This is a genomic window from Gemmatimonadaceae bacterium (assembly GCA_036273715.1).
Taxonomy (GTDB): domain Bacteria; phylum Gemmatimonadota; class Gemmatimonadetes; order Gemmatimonadales; family Gemmatimonadaceae; genus JADGGM01.
The window spans coordinates 128,818-145,092 of the sequence record DASUHB010000033.1 but is presented as its reverse complement, the minus strand read 5'-3'; the positions used below and the strand labels follow the sequence as shown (position 1 = coordinate 145,092).

Genomic DNA, 16,275 nt, shown 5'->3' with positions numbered 1-16,275 from the left:
CTCAGACGCGGTTCACTAGGCCGCGGCGGTAATGATCACCCGACTCAACAATAGCCAGAATATTGCGGACATCGCCGCGGCCGCGGGGATCGTGAGAATCCATCCCCAAACGATTCGGCCCGCGACGCCCCACCGCACAGCAGAAAGGCGCTGTGTGGCGCCGACACCGACGATGGATCCGGTGATGGTATGCGTGGTGCTCACCGGGATTCCGAACTTCGTTGCCAGCAAGATGCTGAGCGCGCCTCCGGTCTCTGCGCAGAAGCCGCCCACGGGTCTCAGCCGCGTGATCCGGGAGCCCATGGTGTGCACGATGCGCCATCCGCCTAACGCAGTGCCGAGGGCGATGGCGGTGTAGGCGGCGATCTCGACCCAGTGCGGAATGACATCGCCCCGGGTGAGGTACAAGTGTCCGAGCAATCCTGGTTGGTGCGCGAAGTAACCCTGTGTCGAAACGAGCAGCCCGACGATAATACCCATCGTCTTCTGCGCGTCATTCGCTCCATGTGAGAGCGAGAAGAAGCCGGAGCTGGCGAGCTGGGCGACCCGAAAAATGCGATCGACCCGTCCAGGCGGTGTGCGTTTGAAAATCCAGTACACCGCGACCATGAGGACGAAGCCCAGGATCATGCCGATGATGGGCGACAGGACGATGAATACCAGTGTCTTGGTCCACCCGGCCGGAATGATGGCCGAGAAACCCGCTTTCGCGACGGCCGCTCCTCCGTAGCCGCCGATGAGCGCGTGGGACGAGCTGGATGGCAGCCCGAAATACCAGGTGATGATGTTCCACGCGATGGCGCCGAGCAGTGCGCCGAGGATGACGTTCGGATCGACGATGGAGACATGGATCATGCCTTGGCCCATCGTCCGCGCGACTGCCGTTCCGACGGTGAATGCGGCGAGGAAGTTGAAGAACGCGGCCCAGAGAACCGCGGGCAGCGGCTTGAGGACCCGCGTACCGACGACGGTGGCGATGGAATTCGCCGAGTCGTGGAAGCCGTTGCTGAAGTCGAACAGGAACGCGATCACGATGATCGCGACGACGTACGTGACCACCGATCAGGCGTGTTTGAGAGCGATGCTCTCGAGAACGTTGGCCACGTCCTCGCACTGGTCGAGCGCGCGCTCGAGCGTGTCGTACAGTTCCTTCCACTTGATCACTTCGAGTGGGTCGGGGGTGCCGCGGAACAACTCGCCGACGGCCTCGTGATAGAGCGCGTCGCCTTCTTCTTCGCGCATCTTGATCTCGCGGCCTTTGTCGACAATGAAGCGGACGTCCTTCATGTGAGCCACGGCGGCTTCGATCGCGTCGGTCGCCTGAATGAGCACCGCGCAGATCTTCTTTGCTGCTTCGTGCACGTCTGTCACGTGGAACATCGCCGCGCGCCGCGCTGTCCCATCGACCAGATCCACGACGTTGTCCAGGCGCGACGCGAGCAGGTGGATGTCTTCGCGGTCGAATGGTGTCACGAACGTCTGGTCGATGCGCGCGATGATGTCGTGCGTGATCGTATCGGCCTCGTGCTCCACCAGCTTGATCGCCGAGGTGAAGTGATCGAGACGCGATGGATCGGCGAATAGGCCGGCCAGCAAGCGTGCGGCCGCCGTCAGGCGCTTGGACAGCTGCGCGAACATCGAGAAGAACGCGGTGTCTCTCGGAATGAGACGCACGGGACCAGTCGCTCCTGTTAGGCGAACGCGCGGGGTGGGCGCGAGGTGGTGCATCCGGCGTGTCGCTCGGGGTGCCGGATGAGCTCAGCGAACGGCGTCGGGTCGGCATCGAGACACTGCACGATGTTCACGCCGCTCGACGTGCCGATGCGGGAGGCGCCAGCCGCCAGCATGCGCAGCGCGGCATCGCAGTCGCGAATGCCGCCTGACGCTTTGACACCGATGTCGTCGCCGACGGCGCCGCGAATGGTCGACACGGCGTGCGCCGTCGCGCCGCCGGCCGGGTGGAATCCGGTGCTCGTTTTGACGAACGCGGCGCCGGCGTCGCGTGCGATGGTGCTCGCTCTCGTGATCTCCGCGTCGGTGAGCACGGCTGTCTCGATGATCACCTTGACTGTCCGTCCCGCCGCGGCAGAGACCACCGCGGCGATGTCCCGCGAGACGTGTGTCCAATCGCCGGACTTGATGTGTCCGATCGCCGCCACCATGTCGAGCTCGTGGGCCCCTTGCTTCTCGGCGAGCTCTGCTTCGCCGACTTTGGTGTCCGATTCGGACGCGCCCAACGGAAAGGCGATGACCGTTGCTACCTTGGTGCGGTGGCTCCCGAGCGATGCTCTGCAGAGGCGCACCCACACCGGATTGACGCACACGGCGGCGAAGTCGTGCTCGCTTGCTTCATCGCACAAGGCCTCGATGTCGCTACGCGTCGCTTCGGCCTTGAGGAGCGTATGGTCGATGAGTGCCGCGATGCGCGCTACGGTTGGGGCTCGCACGACCGATGTTCGATGAGAAGCGGATGACCCGGGCCCCGACGGCGCGGACCGCGGCAAGGCACAGCAGAAGTTACACGTACCGACATGCCGCCGGAACCACTTCGGCGATCAGCCGTAATAGCCGCCGAACACGGTGCGATGTCGTCGGACCAGTTGCGGGTCGGCGAAGAGCGACACGAGGAGCAATCCTGTGAGGAACCCACCGACGTGCGCCCACACCGCCACGCCGCCTGAGACCTGCGGGTTCATCTGCTGGCCGAGTTGCGGCAGGCCTTCGAGCACCTGGAGGCCGAACCAGTACAGCAGCACCAACCAGGCACGAATCGGCAGCACGAAGATGAAGAAGAACATGTTCACGCGCGCTTTCGGGTAGAGGAGCAGATACGCTCCCATGATTCCCGAGATGGCGCCCGATGCGCCGACCGTGGGCACTGGCGAGGCTGGGCTGGTAGCGATGTACAGAGCAGCTGCCGCAAGCCCGCAGACGAGATAGAACACGAGGAATCGGCCGGAGCCCATGCTGTCCTCGACGCTTCGACCGAACACCCAGAAGAACAGCGAGTTGCCGAGGATGTGCTCCCAACCGCCGTGCAAGAAGATCGACAGGAGCGGAGTTAGGATGTTGATCGGCGAATTGTCGACGGCGCAGACCATTCCAGGTCCGATCGGCACCGCTGTACCGAGCGCGGCTTTGTGCGTGAGCTCGCCCGGAACCATCCCGTAGTCGCAGATACTCTTGGCGAGGGCGTACGGGTCCAGTCCGCCTTTCTCGACGAGCAGCCAAACGGCCCAGGTCGCCGCCAGGATCATGTACGTCATGCGCGGCCGCGAGAGGCGTGGCAGGTCATCACCGAGTGGGATCATTCACTCATCTCCGTTCGAGGCAACCGCTCGGGAAACCTGATATTCTCTTCTGCCAGTCTCGCGCATGACGCCACGAATATGCTGTCAATGTGGCGCGATTATCGGGCCTCAAGTTTGCGAGAACCTTGGGCCGGACTGCGGACATAAGAATTCGGGCGCCACTCTGTCGTGGCGACGCGCGCATCAACGTACATCGAGGAAACTATGGCCGAAAAAGTAATCGGTATCGACCTGGGAACAACGAACTCGGTTGTCGCCGTGATGGAAGGCGGCGATCCTGTGGTCATCCCGAACGCCGAGGGCGGACGTGTCACTCCGTCTGTGGTCGGGTTTACGAAGGACGGAGAGCGTTTGGTCGGCCAGGTGGCCAAGCGTCAGGCAGTAACCAATCCGCAGAACACGGTTTTCTCCATCAAGCGGTTCATGGGACGCAAGATGTCCGAGATAACCGAGGAGATCAAACGCGTCCCGTACAAGGTGATCGGCGGACAGAACGAGCTGGCGGTGGTAGAGATTCAGGGGAAGCGCTATACGCCGCCCGAGATCTCCGCGATGATCCTGCAAAAGATGAAGCAGACCGCCGAGGACTACTTGGGGCACAAGGTCGAGAAGGCGGTGATCACGGTGCCGGCGTACTTCAACGACTCGCAGCGCCAGGCTACCAAAGATGCCGGCCGCATCGCGGGTCTCGACGTGCTGCGCATCATCAATGAGCCGACGGCGGCTGCGCTGGCGTACGGTCTCGACAAGAAGAAGGATGAGAAGGTTGCTGTGTTCGATCTGGGCGGCGGCACGTACGACATCTCGGTCCTCGAGCTGTACGACGTGGAAGGTTCGCGTCAGTTCGAGGTGAAGTCGACGAACGGCGACACGCACCTGGGCGGCGACGACTTCGACCAGCGTGTGATCGACTGGCTCGTCGCGGAATTCAAGCGCGATCAGGGCATCGATCTGTCGAAGGACCCGATGGCGCTGCAGCGGCTCAAGGAAGCCGCCGAGAAGGCGAAGATGGAATTGTCGTCGACGCAGCAGACCGATATCAATTTGCCGTTCATCACGGCGGATCAATCGGGGCCCAAGCATCTCAACTACTCGCTGACGCGCGCCAAGCTCGAGCAGCTGTGCGACGATCTGGTACAGCGCACGATTCCGCCGATGCAGCAGGCGCTCAAGGATGCGGGGCTCAAGCCGGAAGAGATCGACGAGGTGATCCTGGTCGGCGGCTCGACGCGCATGCCCAAGGTGCAGCAGATCGTCAAGGATTTCTTCAAGAAGGATCCGCACAAGGGTGTGAATCCGGACGAGGTCGTGGCGATCGGCGCGGCGATTCAGGGCGCGGTGCTCACGGGCGAGCAGAAAGACGTGCTGCTGCTCGACGTCACCCCGCTGTCGTTAGGCATCGAGACGTTGGGCGGCGTGACCACCGTGCTCATTCCGCGCAACACGACGATTCCGACCAAGAAGTCGGAAACGTTCTCGACCGCCGAGGACAACCAGACGCAGGTGGAGATCCACGTGCTGCAGGGCGAGCGCGAGCTTGCGGTCTACAACAAAACGATCGGCAAATTCCAGCTCACCGGTATTCCGCCGGCACCGCGCGGCATGCCGCAGGTCGAGGTGACGTTCGACATCGATGCCAACGGCATCCTGCACGTGACCGCGAAGGACAAGGCCACGGGGAAGGAGCAGAAGATCCGCATCGAAGCGTCCAGCGGGCTCTCGGAGAGCGAGATCCAGCGTATGGTGAAGGACGCCGAGTCGCATGCGAGCGAGGACAAGCAGCGGCGCGACGAAATCGACACGCGCAACCGTCTCGACAGTCTGGCCTACGAAGTCGAAAAGAATTCCAAGGAGTGGTCGGACCGTCTGTCGGCGGACCTCAAGTCCAAGCTCGAGGGCGCGGTGGAGCGCGCGCGCAAGGCGCTGCGTGGCGAGGACATGAACGAGATCAAGTCGGCGCACGAGGAACTGACGCGTGCTTACAGCGAGGCGGGCCAATCGTTGTATGCACAGGGACAGCAGGCGCAAGGTGAGACTGCAACCAGTCACGCCGCGCAGGAAAGCGCCGCCGACAATCCGAAGGGGACCGACCGCAAGGAAGACGTAGTTGAGGCCGACTACGAGATCGTCGAGGAAGACAAGAAGTAGGGGAGGCCCGAGGGTGTGGAATCTGATGGACGAACCAACGAGCGTCGGGCACTGCCCGGCGCTCGTTGTGCTTGACAGGCCGGCAACTTCTGGATGGATTCTTGTGACCAACGCGATGCGAGGGCGAGTGGGTACTCGACCGAAGTGTCGCGCACAGCAACGTGGCGAGCGCGTGAAACTTGCAACCACGCCATGGTGTATCGTTCTCATAGCTCAAACAGCGGAACCAACGTATGACGCCTCATGATTCTCGCCGTCCGCGGCTGGGCGCGTTTGGCATCGTTGCCATCGTCGCCATCATCGCCTTTGCGGGCGGTCTCATACTGGCCGGCGGGCTCAACCTGACACCGTTCGGCTTTGCACAACAACAGAAATCGACGCCGGCACGGTTGACATCGGCAACGGTGAATACTGCGGCGATGGCGCCCGTTGCGGATCTGAGCAACGGATTCGTCTCGATTGTCGATCACGTGCGGCCGGCCGTGGTGTCCATCACCACGGAGCGTGAAGCGCGGGTGCAGCGGATCCCGCAGGGGCAGTTGCCGCCGGGCATGGAAGATTTCTTCCGGCAGTTCGGCCCCCAGCAGTCACGGCCCGAGGAAGGGCTCGGCTCCGGCTTCATCGTGTCGCCTGACGGATACATTCTCACGAACAACCACGTCGTTGCGGACGCCGACAAGCTCAAGGTGAAGCTGTTCGACGGCCACGTGTATCCGGCGAAGGTGGTCGGCCGCGATCCGACGACGGACGTGGCGGTGATCAAGATCGCCGCGACGAACCTGCCGACGGTGACGTTAGGCGACGACAGCAAGGCGCAGGTGGGGCAATGGGTGCTGGCGATCGGCAATCCGCTGTCGCTCGACTTCACGGTGACGGCCGGCATCATCAGCGCCAAGGGCCGCAGCGGAAACTTGCGCAATCTCTATGCGTCGCAGTACGCCGTGGTCGACTACATCCAGACCGATGCGGCGATCAACCCGGGCAACTCGGGCGGTCCGTTAGTCGACATCAACGGGAACGTGATCGGCATCAACAGCGCGATCGCGAGCCAGACCGGCTACTACTCGGGCTATGGATTCGCGATTCCGATCACGCTCGCCAAGAGCGTGATGGATGACATCATCAAGTACGGCCACGTCCGACAAGCCGTGCTCGGCGTGTCGATCACCGAGGTGAGCCCGACGACGGCGCAAGTGGCAGGACTCAAGGACATCCATGGCGCGCTCGTCGGCGGCAAGACGCCCGATGGTCCGAGCCCGGCGGCTGACGCCGGCATCGAGCACGGCGACGTGATCGTGGCCGTCGATGGCCAGCCGATCGATCACGTGGCGACGCTCCAGCGGATCATCCGGACGCACGAGCCGGGGCAGACCGTCGACGTCACGGTCATGCGGTACGGCAAGCGGATGGACTTCAAGGTGAAGCTGGCGCAGGCGCCTAACGATCAACAAGTGGCGAGCACCGACAGCGGGTCGACGCCCGACAACGGCGGCGCGAGTTACGACAAGTTGGGGATTGCGGTGCAGCCGTTGAGTCAGGAAGAAGCGACGCGGGTCGGCTTGCCGGCATCGCAGCACGGGTTGGCGGTGACGGACGTGAAGGCGGGAAGCGTCGCGTATCAGCAGTTGCAGCCCGACGCGGACGTCATCACGCGCATTCTGTATCCGCGGCCGGAGCGTGCGGTGACATCGGTGGCCGATTTGAACGACGTGTTGTCGAAGATGAAGGATGGCGACGCCATCAGCTTGCTGGTGTACAATCCGCAGGCCAAGGGGACGCGGGTGGTGAATCTGCAGGTTGGCCAGTAGGCAACCCGCGACGAGGCAGGGAGCGGCCCGGTTGCGGTGCAACCGGGCCGTTCTTGTAAGGCGGACAAGACCGGACACGACGGACACGGCTGGAGACGGCCACGGGCGCGGTGGCACGGTGATTTGGAGCCCGTTAGGTTCTGACGAAGTCGCGAGGGTGGCGGAACTGGTAGACGCGCTGGATTTAGGATCCAGTGGAGCAATCCGTGGGGGTTCGAGTCCCCCCCTTCGCATCCGCGGAATCCACAGGCGTTAGGCAGAATCACCCGCGGCATGAGAAACGGGCGTGCCGATTAAGATCTTGGTAATCGAGGATGAACGCAAAGCCGCGGCGTACCTTCGCCAGGGACTGGCGGAAGCGGGATACGTCGTCGACGCCGCGCTCGACGGCGATTCGGGTCTCGATGCGGCGCGACGATCGGCGTACGATCTCGTCGTCTGCGACGTGATGCTCCCTGGGCGAGACGGGTTCTCGGTCGCCGGAGAGCTCCGCCGCGCTGGATGTACAACTCCGATTCTCTTCTTGACCGCCAGGAATGCAGTTGATGACCGTGTGCGCGGCCTCGACGCAGGCGGCGCGCGCACCCGACGTCTTCCGAATCGGCGATCTCGTCTGTGACCCCCGCACGCGGCACGTCGAGCGCTCAGGGCGCCGAGTCGATCTGACACCCATGACGGCGCTGGCAACTGGATTGGGGCTTCTGCCGCTCGCCATCGGCAGCGGCGATCCGGGGCGGGAGATAGAAGGGCCGCTCGCCGTCGTGATCCTGGGCGGTCTGGTGACATCGACGGCCCTCAGTCTCTTCGTGCTGCCGACGCTCGCGCTCAAGTTCGGTCGATTCGGCGATGTGTCCGCTCCGGAACCCCTCTGATCGCGCACCCCGATTCACGTCTGAGTAATCGGGTCGCAGGTCCTCACCCGCATAGGCGCGTCCTTCCACTTTCAGGCGGTCATCGATAGCCGGCCGGGTTCACGTAATACGCCTGCCGAACGATCTGCTCGACGTTACAACCGTCGCGATGCGCCGGAACGAATCGGCTGTCCAGCATCGCCTGACGCGCCGCGTCGACGATCTTGCTGGAATAGTCCTCGAAGTGCGACGAATCGGACGTCGAAGCCATCGCACGGATGTCGTGCACGGTGCTCTTCTCCACGCGACCCTCATCGTCGATCGTCGCCTGCATCGCCACCCGCCACGCCACGCCCCTCTCCATGACTTTGTACGATGGAATGAAGCGACCCTCTTGCTCGAAGATAGGCGGCGCCTCCGCGTCGGCCGGGTGCCGCGCCGCAAACACCAACATCGAGGTATTCGTCACCTGGAAGAAATCGGGCCGGCCTCGTGTAATGGCGTGAAGACTCAGCTGCAGCACCGATCGACCCGCGCATCGCGTGGGCGATGCGTTGGTCGAGAAGCGACACCTCGCCTGCGGCTCCCTTCACCGAGTCGGCCGGCGTGAGCGATTGCATGACGAAGTCATAGGTGGCGTCGGCGGCAGTGACCGGGTGTCGGCACGCCGGACGCACGGCGGCCGTCTGCGCACGGGCCGGTGACGGAACGACCAACTGAGTGAGGACCGCGACTAACGTCACGAGGAAGCATCTCACTGTCCTACACCTCATGGGCGAAAGCGAAACGCGTACGGCGCCCGCACGAGCTCGCGCACCGCGCAACCGCCGTAGCGAGCCGGGTGAAAGGTGCTGGCGAGGATCGCCTTGCGCGCGGCGGCGACGAATTCGCGGTAATACATCTCGGCCCGCGGGAAGTCGAACACCTTGGGCGGCGGTGTTTCATCCTTGAGCGTCGTAGAATCCGGGTGGCCCGTCGTATCGATCACAAAATCCATTGTCAGCGTTGCGATCACCCGGCGGAACTCGGCGTCGTACGGGTACTGGGGGTGCGCGACGTGGTTCGGCAGCGCGTGCGACTGTGCAACGGCGCCCATGGGCAGGGAGAAAACGGCAAACCGCGGCTGATGCGTCGCCCGGGGCGGACCGTTAGGTCCTAACGCAAAGCGGAGCACGACCGAGTCCGACGCAAAGCCGGGCGGCCACACGACCCACAGGTCGTTGGGTGACATCTGGCGCAGCACGTCACTGTATACCGCGAGGAGCCTCGCTCTCGACGTGTCAGCGGCGCTGTCCACACGCCAGACGGACGGTCTGTCGCGGTAGAACACGACCTCGAGCGGCAGGGTGCCGCTGAGGTGACGCCAGTTGGCCAGCGTATCGTCCTCGGGGACCATGTTCGGCGCGGCGCCCAACGCTGCGCGCGCACGTTCGGCAACCTGCTGCGAGATCAGGTCGAGCTGCGCCGTGAGCGCAGACAGCGTGTCGGCCGAGACCGCCGACTGAAAAATCGTCGTCGTGACAAATCGCTGCGGCGTCACCGTGTCCGCGCACGCGTTGTGCGCCAGCGTGCTCATGTCCAACGCCGCGACTTGCGACGCGGCGGCAGCGGGACAGGCAATCGATGCAAGAATCGCCGCCGCGGCGACCCATCGGCCCCTTGCAGCACCGCTCGTTCGGCGTGTCATCGTTTGCCGGTGGAATTCACGAAGAACGACTGACGGATGACCTGTTCGACGGCGCACCCGCCGCGGTGCGCGGGTTCATAGATGCTGTGCAGCATCGCGTCGCGCGCGGCGTCGACCACCTGCTTGTAATAGTCCTTGAAGTGCGCCGAGTCAGAGGCCGTCGCCAACGACCGGATGTCCTGGATGGTGTGCTTTTCGAGCTTGCCATCGGGATCAATGGTCCCTTCCATCACCACCCGCCACGCAATCCCCGCGTCCATGACGTGCGATGACGGCAGGAACGATCCGCCATGCGCCACCACGGGCGGCCCGTTCGGGTCCATCGGATGCAGCGCCTTGAAGATCAGGACAGCATTGGGCGCGGGCCGTTCGAGATCGAGTTGGCCGAAGTGCTGGGTGCTCAACCACACCCGGACCACTGCCGAATCGCTGCGGGCGGTCGTCGGCCACGGCATCCGTTGGTCGTTAGGCGCCATGCCGCCGAGCACCACGTTGTAGAATTTGGCGATACGCGCGCCGGCGCTGTCGGCCGACGGCGCGATGTGCCAGGTGGCCGGTGCGTCGCGATGCAGCACGATCAGCAGCGGCACCGCGACCTCGCCGTCGAGCCCGCCTAACGTGTCGGCGCGCGGCACCGCCGCTTCGGAGCCGCCTAACGCCTCGCGCGCCGCCTCGGCGATGCGGCGGTTGAGCCGCGGCAGCTCGCCGGTCACCACGCTGGCGGTGTCGGCGGCGGTGAGCGATTGACCGACGAGATCGAACGCACCGACCCAACTCTCGAGAGGGAGTCGGCACGACGCCGTTGCGTCGACGGCCCGCGCCGGCGAAGCGGGCGCGGCTGGAGACTGCGGTCGCGCGCTCGCCGCCGGCAGTCCGAGCGCGGCGACCAACACCCATGCCCAACGTTGTCTGCGCACGGGCGTCCACGGGAGCCGGTCGACGGCCGTCTCCGTTGACGCCCGGTGAATGCGATGCTCGGTCATTGCGCCGCCGGCTTCTTTCGCGGCAGATAGTCGAAGCTCAGGTTCACGACTTGCCGGATGACGCATCCCGCGATCCTGGCCGGGCGAAAGGTCTCGCGCGTCACGACGGCCCGTGATGCATCGATGAATTCGCGGTAGAAGTGCGCCATAGGCGATGTCGCCAATTGCGCTGGCGATGGCTCGACAATGTGTATCGTGCTCGAGTCGGCTTTGCCATCGGTGCCGATGACGACCTGCATCGATACGCGGCCGGTGATCGAGTCAGCGATCGCGTCCTGGGGATACGCCGGATCGACGCGCACATCGACCGCCGCCGAGGTGCGAGCCAAACCGTCGGCTGTGAAGACGGGGAACAGCGTGGCGCGCATCGACGGCGCATTCTCGAATGGATCGTCGCTCAGAACGTCGAGGCGCATGGCGACCGAGTCGGGCGCGTAGCCGTCAGGCCAGACGATCCAGAGCAGTCGGCGGGAATCGAGCGCAGGACGCGCTCGTAGAACGCAACCAGTTTGGCCGTGGCCGATCCATCGCCGCGGTCGCGATGCCACGAAAACGGTCCGTCCCGGTGCAGCGCGATGACCAACGGGAGGTGCTCGATCGCTTGCCGCCAGACGCCGAGCGCGTTGGCGGCGGGCAGCGAATCGCCGACGCCGCCTAACGCAGCGCGCGCCGTCGCCGCGATGCGCTGCGAGATCAGCGCCGCCTGCGCCAGCACCGCCGGATTGGTTTCCATGAGGATCGCACGCTGCGACACCGTCACGCGAGTCAGGTTGGCGTCCGACAACGTGTCCAGGCAGGCGCGGCCGGCCCGGTCGTCGGCCATCACGCCGCTCGATGCGGCTTGCGCGGAGGCTGCGACCGGCACGGCCAGCAGCAACATCAGCGCGGCGACGCCTAACGGGCGCCGGGACGGGCTCACGGACGGTTGACCGAACTGCTCAACACGCATGGAGGACCCAAGTGAACACCGGCGCGGTCGGCCTTACCCACGGCGGAACGTGAAGGGGAAGTCCGCTTGCTGCGGCACAACGCAGCCACCGACGCGGGCCGGCTCGAATTGCATATTCCGCACGACACCTTCGACGACCGAGCTGAACTCGCGCTCAAAATGGCCGCGCGTTCCGATGTCGATCGGATCGGGCGATGAGATGACGACCGTCCTCCCCTGCGCGTCAGCACGGCCGTTGGGCCTAACGACCACGCTCACCATCACGTCCGCGCCGATCCGCCGCTGCATCGCGTCCATCGGGTACTCCGGCACCGGGTTGGTCCGCCGCGCAATGGCAGGCGTGAATCCGACACCGGTGGTCCGGAACACCGTCACCATTGGATAGCCCGGCCGCGTAAGCGGTGGTGTCGACGACAGGCTGCTGGTGAGCGTAAACGAGACGACTATCGAGTCCGACGTCAGGCGGTCCGGCCAGACGATGCCTAGTGCATCGTTCGGGATGGTCCGCAGCACGGTGGAGTAGAGCGTCGCAAGCTTGGCTTTGGCCGCGTCGGCGCCGCTGTCGGTGGTCCAGGTTGTGGCCGCTTCTCGGTGCACGACCATTCTGACCGGCACACTCCCGGCGAGGCGGCGCCACGCCACCAGCGTGTCGGCGTTCGGCACAGCACTCGAGTCGCCGCCTAACGTAGCACGCACGCGCTCGCCGATGCGCTCGGACATGAGCGCGACCTGGTCCAGCACGACGCGGCTTGTATCCGAGGCGGCCGCGACCTGGTACACGGTGACCGGGCGCAGACTTCCGTCAGACAGCGTGTCCAGACACGCCCTTGCCACAGAATCCTGGACCAGCCAGGTCGAGTCGGGCGCGCTCACCGAAGCCGCCGGGCCGCCCGTGGCAGGATCGGTCCGCGGAGCCTGCGCCGCACTACCGGACAGCGGGACCAGCAGCAGCGCGATCTCCAAAACGAGAGACCGCCCGCGTGAACCGGCGACTACCCCACCACTGCAGCGAGGCGCACTGCGTGTCATGACTCTCTCCTGACAACCCGCCGCGCAAGGGCGGATGCTATGATTCAACGGATCGATACGTGACGACGGACCGGCGGGGTGCGCTGCGGGATGCATTCGTGCCGGCCCCAATATGCGGCCCGGGATGCGTTAGTCAAGCCGGAACGCGTCCGTAGGCTCGCGTCCAATGCGGTTCGCATACCACCCTGCACTCGCCCTCCCGAATGACCACTCGACGCATTTCGTTGCCCACTGGCCGCCTGGCGGCGGCGGCGGCGTGCCTAACCATTGCCTTCCCCGGCATGTCGACCGCGCAGTCCGGGCGCTGGCCCGCGCGGCCCGTCCAGCGCACCATCCCCCTCGGCCCGGAAATCGAGCGCGCCTACCGCGCCGGCACCCGCGACTCCACCGGGTCGCCCGGCAAGACCTACTGGCAGCAAAGCGTGGACTACGATATCGACGCGCGGCTCGACGTGGACAGCGCGGTGCTGCACGGTACCGAGCACGTCACGCTGCACAATACGTCGCCCGACACGCTCCACGCGATCGTGCTCAGGCTGCTGCAGAACTACAACACGGCCATGGAATCGCGCGACGACTACGTCACCGACATCACGCAGGGCGATGTGATGGAGCGGCTGAGCGTGAACGGCGACGCGGTGTCGCTCGCCGATCCCCACGCCTTCGCCGTGCACGGCACCGTGGCCGCGATCCGGCTCGACCGTCCCATCGCGCCCGGCGCGTCGGCGACGATCGACGCAGCTTGGCATTTCGAGGTGCCTAACGTCCCGTTGGACCAACGCGCCGAACGCATGGGCCGCTGGGGCACGTCGCTGTATCAGGTGGCGCAATGGTACCCGCAGGTGGCCATGTACGACGACCTCCGCGGATGGGACACCGATCAGTACCTCGGACTCGGCGAGTTCTACAACCAGTTCGGCCGCTTCGACGTGAAGATCACGGTGCCGGCCGGCTGGCTGGTCGGCGCCACCGGCACGCTGACTAACGCAGCCGACGTCCTGTCGCCGGCCGCGCGCGACCGGCTCGCGCTGGCCATGCACGCCGATACCACCGTGCACGTCGTCGACGCCGCCGGCCGCGGCGCGGGATCGGCAACGGCGAGCGGGACGTCGCTCACGTGGCACTTCACCGCCCCGCGCGTCAACGACTTCGCGTTCGCGACATCCAAGGACTACGTGTTGGATGCGACGCACGCGAACACGCCGGCGCCGACGCTCGTGCAGGTGTTCTATCTGCCCGAACACACGGATTATCGCCGGTCGGCCCAGTACGCGCGCTTCGCGCTCGAGCACCACTCGAAGATGGTCATGCCGTACTCGTTCCCGCAGGCCTCGGTGGCCGACGGACCCGAAGGCGGCATGGAGTATCCGATGATCGTGTTCTGCAGCGCCGACCTGAGCACGATCACCCACGAGCTGGGACACGAGTGGTTCCCGATGACCGTGAGCTCCGACGAAACGCGGTACGGCTGGCAGGATGAAGGCTTCAACGACTACATCGATCTGTTTTCCGACGCCGCGTACGAAAAGCAACCACCGACCTTCAGCGAATGGATCCAGGCCTATCGCGCCGTCGCGGGTCAGGATCTCGAGCCGACGCTCATGTGGCCGTCGGATTACGCCGGCCCGTATTACGAAGAGCAGGCGTACGCCAAGGCGCCGGTCGCGCTGTATGCGTTAGGCGGCGTGGTGGGCGATTCGGCGGTCAAGAACGCGTTCGCCGCGTACGCGCACGCCTGGGCGTTCAAGCATCCCGCGCCCTGGGATTTCTTCATGTTCATGGACCATGAGCTCGGACAGGACCTCGGCTGGTTCTGGAATGCATGGTGGTTCAATAGCGAGACGTTCGACCAGGCGATCACCGGCGTGCACGAGCAACACGGCCAGGTCGTGATCGATTTGGCGGACCACGGCACCATGGCCATGCCGGTCATCGCGCGCATCACGTGGTCCGACGGCTCCTCGCAAACGGTGGTCCGCCCCGCGAGCGTCTGGTTTGCCGGCGACACGACGCTCACGATCGCGGTCCCGTCGTCGGGTAAGGCGGTTCGCTCAGTACAGCTCGATCCGGAAAATCGATTTCAGGACCTCAAGCCGCAGGACAATCGTTGGACGCACGGGTGACCGTGCGCCGGATCCCGTCTAGCGCGTCGCGCCAGAGGGACTCGGGCGGCCCTCCCCTCTGCACTCGGACCCTCCCGTCGCCTATTTTTCGCCCATGAACATCGCCATCACGCCGAAAAAGACCGAGGGACTCGAGCGCCTGCTCGAGGTGTCGGTGCCGATCGAAGAAGTGCGCGAGCGCGAGGACCGTGCGGCAAAACGCTATGCGTCGCAGGTCAGGCTGGCCGGCTTTCGCCCCGGTAAGGCACCGGCCGCGATGGTGCGCAAGAAGTTCGCTGTCGCGATTCGTCAGGAAGCCATCGAGTCCGCCGTGCAAGACGCGTTCAAGGAAGTGCTCGAGCGCGAGAAGGTGGAGCTGGCGACGCAGCCGCACGTGCACGAGCTCAAATTCATCGATGGACAGCCCCTCACCTTCGAGCTGCACCTCGAAATCCGTCCGTCCATCGAGCTGCCCCGCACCGTGGGCTTCCGCGTCACCCGCACGCCGCGCGTTGTCACCGACGATCACGTACGCGAGCAGATCGATTCAATGCGCGAGCAGAAAGCGGCATGGGCGCCAGTCGAGGAGCGCGGCCAGCCCGGCGACATGGTCACCGTGCAGCTGGCAACGGCCGACGAGTCGGGCGCGATGGGCGACGGCAGCGAATACAGGATTGTGTTAGGCGGGGGCCAGGCCATTCCCGGCATCGAAGAGCTGATCATGGAGACGCCGACGGGCGCCACCCTGGAGCGCGCGGTGAAGTGGCCCGAGGATTTCCCCGACGAGGCGCAGCGGGGAGCCACGAAGCAGGTCAGAGTCACCGTCAAAGACGTGAAGCGAAAGTCGTTGCCCGCGCTCGACGATGCATTCGCGCGGGAAGTCGGCGACTTCGATTCGCTCGCGGCACTCAACAAGACGGTTCGCGAAGACCTCCAGAAGGACGCCGACCGTGAGGCCGACGCGCAGGTGCGCCAGAAGCTCGTGGATGAGGTGATCGGCGCCAACCCGTTCGAGATCCCGCCCAGCTGGGTCAGCCAGCTGATGCAGGCGTACGCGGAAGCCTACCAGATCCCCGAGGGCGAGAAGGAGCGCTTCGAACGCGAGTTTCGCCCCATGGCCGAGCGCCAGGTGCGGCGCGACCTCGTCGTCGACACGATCGCCAAGAATGAGAAGCTCGAGGCGACGGAAGCCGACATCGATGACCGTGTAGCGGACATGGCGTCCAAGCGCGGCGTTGATCCTGGCCAGGTCTACGCGTCGTTACAGAAGGCAGGTAGAATCAAAGAACTGGAGCGGTCGATCACGGAAGACAAAGTGTTCTCGTGGCTCAAAGAGAAGAACACGATCGAAGAAGGGTGAGTCCGTAAGGCATCGGGCAGGCATTGCAGGTCACACGATCAAGGAGC

16 protein-coding genes and 1 tRNA gene are annotated in these 16,275 nt (G+C 64.8%); 7 read left to right on the top strand and 10 right to left on the bottom strand.

The annotated features are described in order from the left end of the window. Positions 1 to 15 precede the first annotated feature (15 nt). The 4 genes from VFW04_07275 to VFW04_07260 form a co-directional block, all read right to left on the bottom strand. Complete coding sequence (locus VFW04_07275; protein ID HEX5179113.1) at positions 16 to 1,059, bottom strand: anion permease; 1,044 nt, start codon at positions 1,057 to 1,059, stop codon at positions 16 to 18. 3 nt (positions 1,060 to 1,062) lie between these two features. Further along, a complete protein-coding gene (locus VFW04_07270; protein ID HEX5179112.1) occupies positions 1,063 to 1,674 on the bottom strand; it encodes a DUF47 family protein in 612 nt (203 codons plus the stop codon). A gap of 17 nt (positions 1,675 to 1,691) precedes the next feature. After that, positions 1,692 to 2,447: a deoxyribose-phosphate aldolase gene (deoC, locus tag VFW04_07265; protein HEX5179111.1), complete on the bottom strand. Its 756-nt coding sequence runs from the start codon at positions 2,445 to 2,447 to the stop codon at positions 1,692 to 1,694. A gap of 108 nt (positions 2,448 to 2,555) precedes the next feature. Next, positions 2,556 to 3,311 (bottom strand): rhomboid family intramembrane serine protease, encoded by a 756-nt coding sequence (locus VFW04_07260; protein HEX5179110.1) that lies wholly within the window; start codon positions 3,309 to 3,311, stop codon positions 2,556 to 2,558. Positions 3,312 to 3,515: 204 nt separating this feature from the next. Between VFW04_07260 and dnaK the strand changes: the two genes are divergently transcribed. The 5 genes from dnaK (at position 3,516) to VFW04_07235 (ending at position 8,139) form a co-directional block, all read left to right on the top strand. After that, the gene (gene dnaK, locus VFW04_07255) at positions 3,516 to 5,459 is read left to right on the top strand and encodes a molecular chaperone DnaK (protein ID HEX5179109.1); all 1,944 of its coding nucleotides are present in this window, start codon (positions 3,516 to 3,518) and stop codon (positions 5,457 to 5,459) included. A 233-nt stretch (positions 5,460 to 5,692) separates the two neighbouring features. After that, positions 5,693 to 7,267: a Do family serine endopeptidase gene (locus tag VFW04_07250; protein ID HEX5179108.1), complete on the top strand. Its 1,575-nt coding sequence runs from the start codon at positions 5,693 to 5,695 to the stop codon at positions 7,265 to 7,267. Between the two features lie 151 nt (positions 7,268 to 7,418). Continuing rightward, a tRNA-Leu gene (locus VFW04_07245) sits at positions 7,419 to 7,500 on the top strand. 53 nt (positions 7,501 to 7,553) lie between these two features. After that, positions 7,554 to 7,886, top strand: coding sequence for a response regulator (locus tag VFW04_07240; GenBank protein ID HEX5179107.1), 333 nt, complete (start codon positions 7,554 to 7,556; stop codon positions 7,884 to 7,886). A gap of 52 nt (positions 7,887 to 7,938) precedes the next feature. Then, positions 7,939 to 8,139, top strand: coding sequence for an efflux RND transporter permease subunit (locus tag VFW04_07235; protein HEX5179106.1), 201 nt, complete (start codon positions 7,939 to 7,941; stop codon positions 8,137 to 8,139). Positions 8,140 to 8,218: 79 nt separating this feature from the next. Here the strand turns inward: VFW04_07235 and VFW04_07230 are convergent, their stop codons facing one another. The 6 genes from VFW04_07230 to VFW04_07205 all read right to left on the bottom strand — a co-directional run bounded on the left by VFW04_07230 (position 8,219) and on the right by VFW04_07205 (position 12,610). Continuing rightward, positions 8,219 to 8,641, bottom strand: a complete 423-nt coding sequence (locus VFW04_07230) for a hypothetical protein (protein ID HEX5179105.1) — start codon at positions 8,639 to 8,641, stop codon at positions 8,219 to 8,221. 246 nt (positions 8,642 to 8,887) lie between these two features. Continuing rightward, a complete protein-coding gene (locus VFW04_07225; GenBank protein ID HEX5179104.1) occupies positions 8,888 to 9,805 on the bottom strand; it encodes a hypothetical protein in 918 nt (305 codons plus the stop codon). Next, on the bottom strand, positions 9,802 to 10,788 hold the full coding sequence (locus VFW04_07220) for a hypothetical protein (GenBank protein ID HEX5179103.1): 987 nt from the start codon (positions 10,786 to 10,788) through the stop codon (positions 9,802 to 9,804). Before VFW04_07220 ends, VFW04_07225 begins: the two co-directional genes overlap by 4 nt. Then, positions 10,785 to 11,204: an energy transducer TonB gene (locus VFW04_07215; protein HEX5179102.1), complete on the bottom strand. Its 420-nt coding sequence runs from the start codon at positions 11,202 to 11,204 to the stop codon at positions 10,785 to 10,787. The genes VFW04_07220 and VFW04_07215 overlap by 4 nt, the downstream gene beginning before the upstream one ends. After that, positions 11,186 to 11,737 (bottom strand): hypothetical protein, encoded by a 552-nt coding sequence (locus tag VFW04_07210; GenBank protein ID HEX5179101.1) that lies wholly within the window; start codon positions 11,735 to 11,737, stop codon positions 11,186 to 11,188. The genes VFW04_07215 and VFW04_07210 overlap by 19 nt, the downstream gene beginning before the upstream one ends. A 33-nt stretch (positions 11,738 to 11,770) precedes the next feature. Continuing rightward, on the bottom strand, positions 11,771 to 12,610 hold the full coding sequence (locus VFW04_07205; protein HEX5179100.1) for a hypothetical protein: 840 nt from the start codon (positions 12,608 to 12,610) through the stop codon (positions 11,771 to 11,773). Positions 12,611 to 12,969: 359 nt separating this feature from the next. On the opposite strand from VFW04_07205, the gene VFW04_07200 reads away from it, so the two are divergent. Both VFW04_07200 and tig read left to right on the top strand, forming a co-directional pair. Further along, positions 12,970 to 14,889, top strand: a complete 1,920-nt coding sequence (locus VFW04_07200) for a M1 family metallopeptidase (GenBank protein ID HEX5179099.1) — start codon at positions 12,970 to 12,972, stop codon at positions 14,887 to 14,889. Between the two features lie 94 nt (positions 14,890 to 14,983). After that, positions 14,984 to 16,228 (top strand): trigger factor, encoded by a 1,245-nt coding sequence (tig, locus tag VFW04_07195; GenBank protein HEX5179098.1) that lies wholly within the window; start codon positions 14,984 to 14,986, stop codon positions 16,226 to 16,228. Positions 16,229 to 16,275 lie beyond the last annotated feature (47 nt).

Excerpts from the sequence above, each read along its gene's own strand:
- VFW04_07260 (HEX5179110.1), bottom strand. The coding sequence starts at position 3,311 with ATGATCCCACTCGGTGATGACCTGCCACGCCTCTCGCGGCCGCGCATG.
- dnaK (HEX5179109.1), top strand. The coding sequence starts at position 3,516 with ATGGCCGAAAAAGTAATCGGTATCGACCTGGGAACAACGAACTCGGTT.
- VFW04_07250 (HEX5179108.1), top strand. The coding sequence starts at position 5,693 with ATGACGCCTCATGATTCTCGCCGTCCGCGGCTGGGCGCGTTTGGCATC.
- VFW04_07235 (HEX5179106.1), top strand. The coding sequence starts at position 7,939 with ATGACGGCGCTGGCAACTGGATTGGGGCTTCTGCCGCTCGCCATCGGC.
- VFW04_07225 (HEX5179104.1), bottom strand. The coding sequence starts at position 9,805 with ATGACACGCCGAACGAGCGGTGCTGCAAGGGGCCGATGGGTCGCCGCG.
- VFW04_07220 (HEX5179103.1), bottom strand. The coding sequence starts at position 10,788 with ATGACCGAGCATCGCATTCACCGGGCGTCAACGGAGACGGCCGTCGAC.
- VFW04_07215 (HEX5179102.1), bottom strand. The coding sequence starts at position 11,204 with ATGCGCCTCGACGTTCTGAGCGACGATCCATTCGAGAATGCGCCGTCG.
- VFW04_07210 (HEX5179101.1), bottom strand. The coding sequence starts at position 11,737 with ATGCGTGTTGAGCAGTTCGGTCAACCGTCCGTGAGCCCGTCCCGGCGC.
- VFW04_07200 (HEX5179099.1), top strand. The coding sequence starts at position 12,970 with ATGACCACTCGACGCATTTCGTTGCCCACTGGCCGCCTGGCGGCGGCG.
- tig (HEX5179098.1), top strand. The coding sequence starts at position 14,984 with ATGAACATCGCCATCACGCCGAAAAAGACCGAGGGACTCGAGCGCCTG.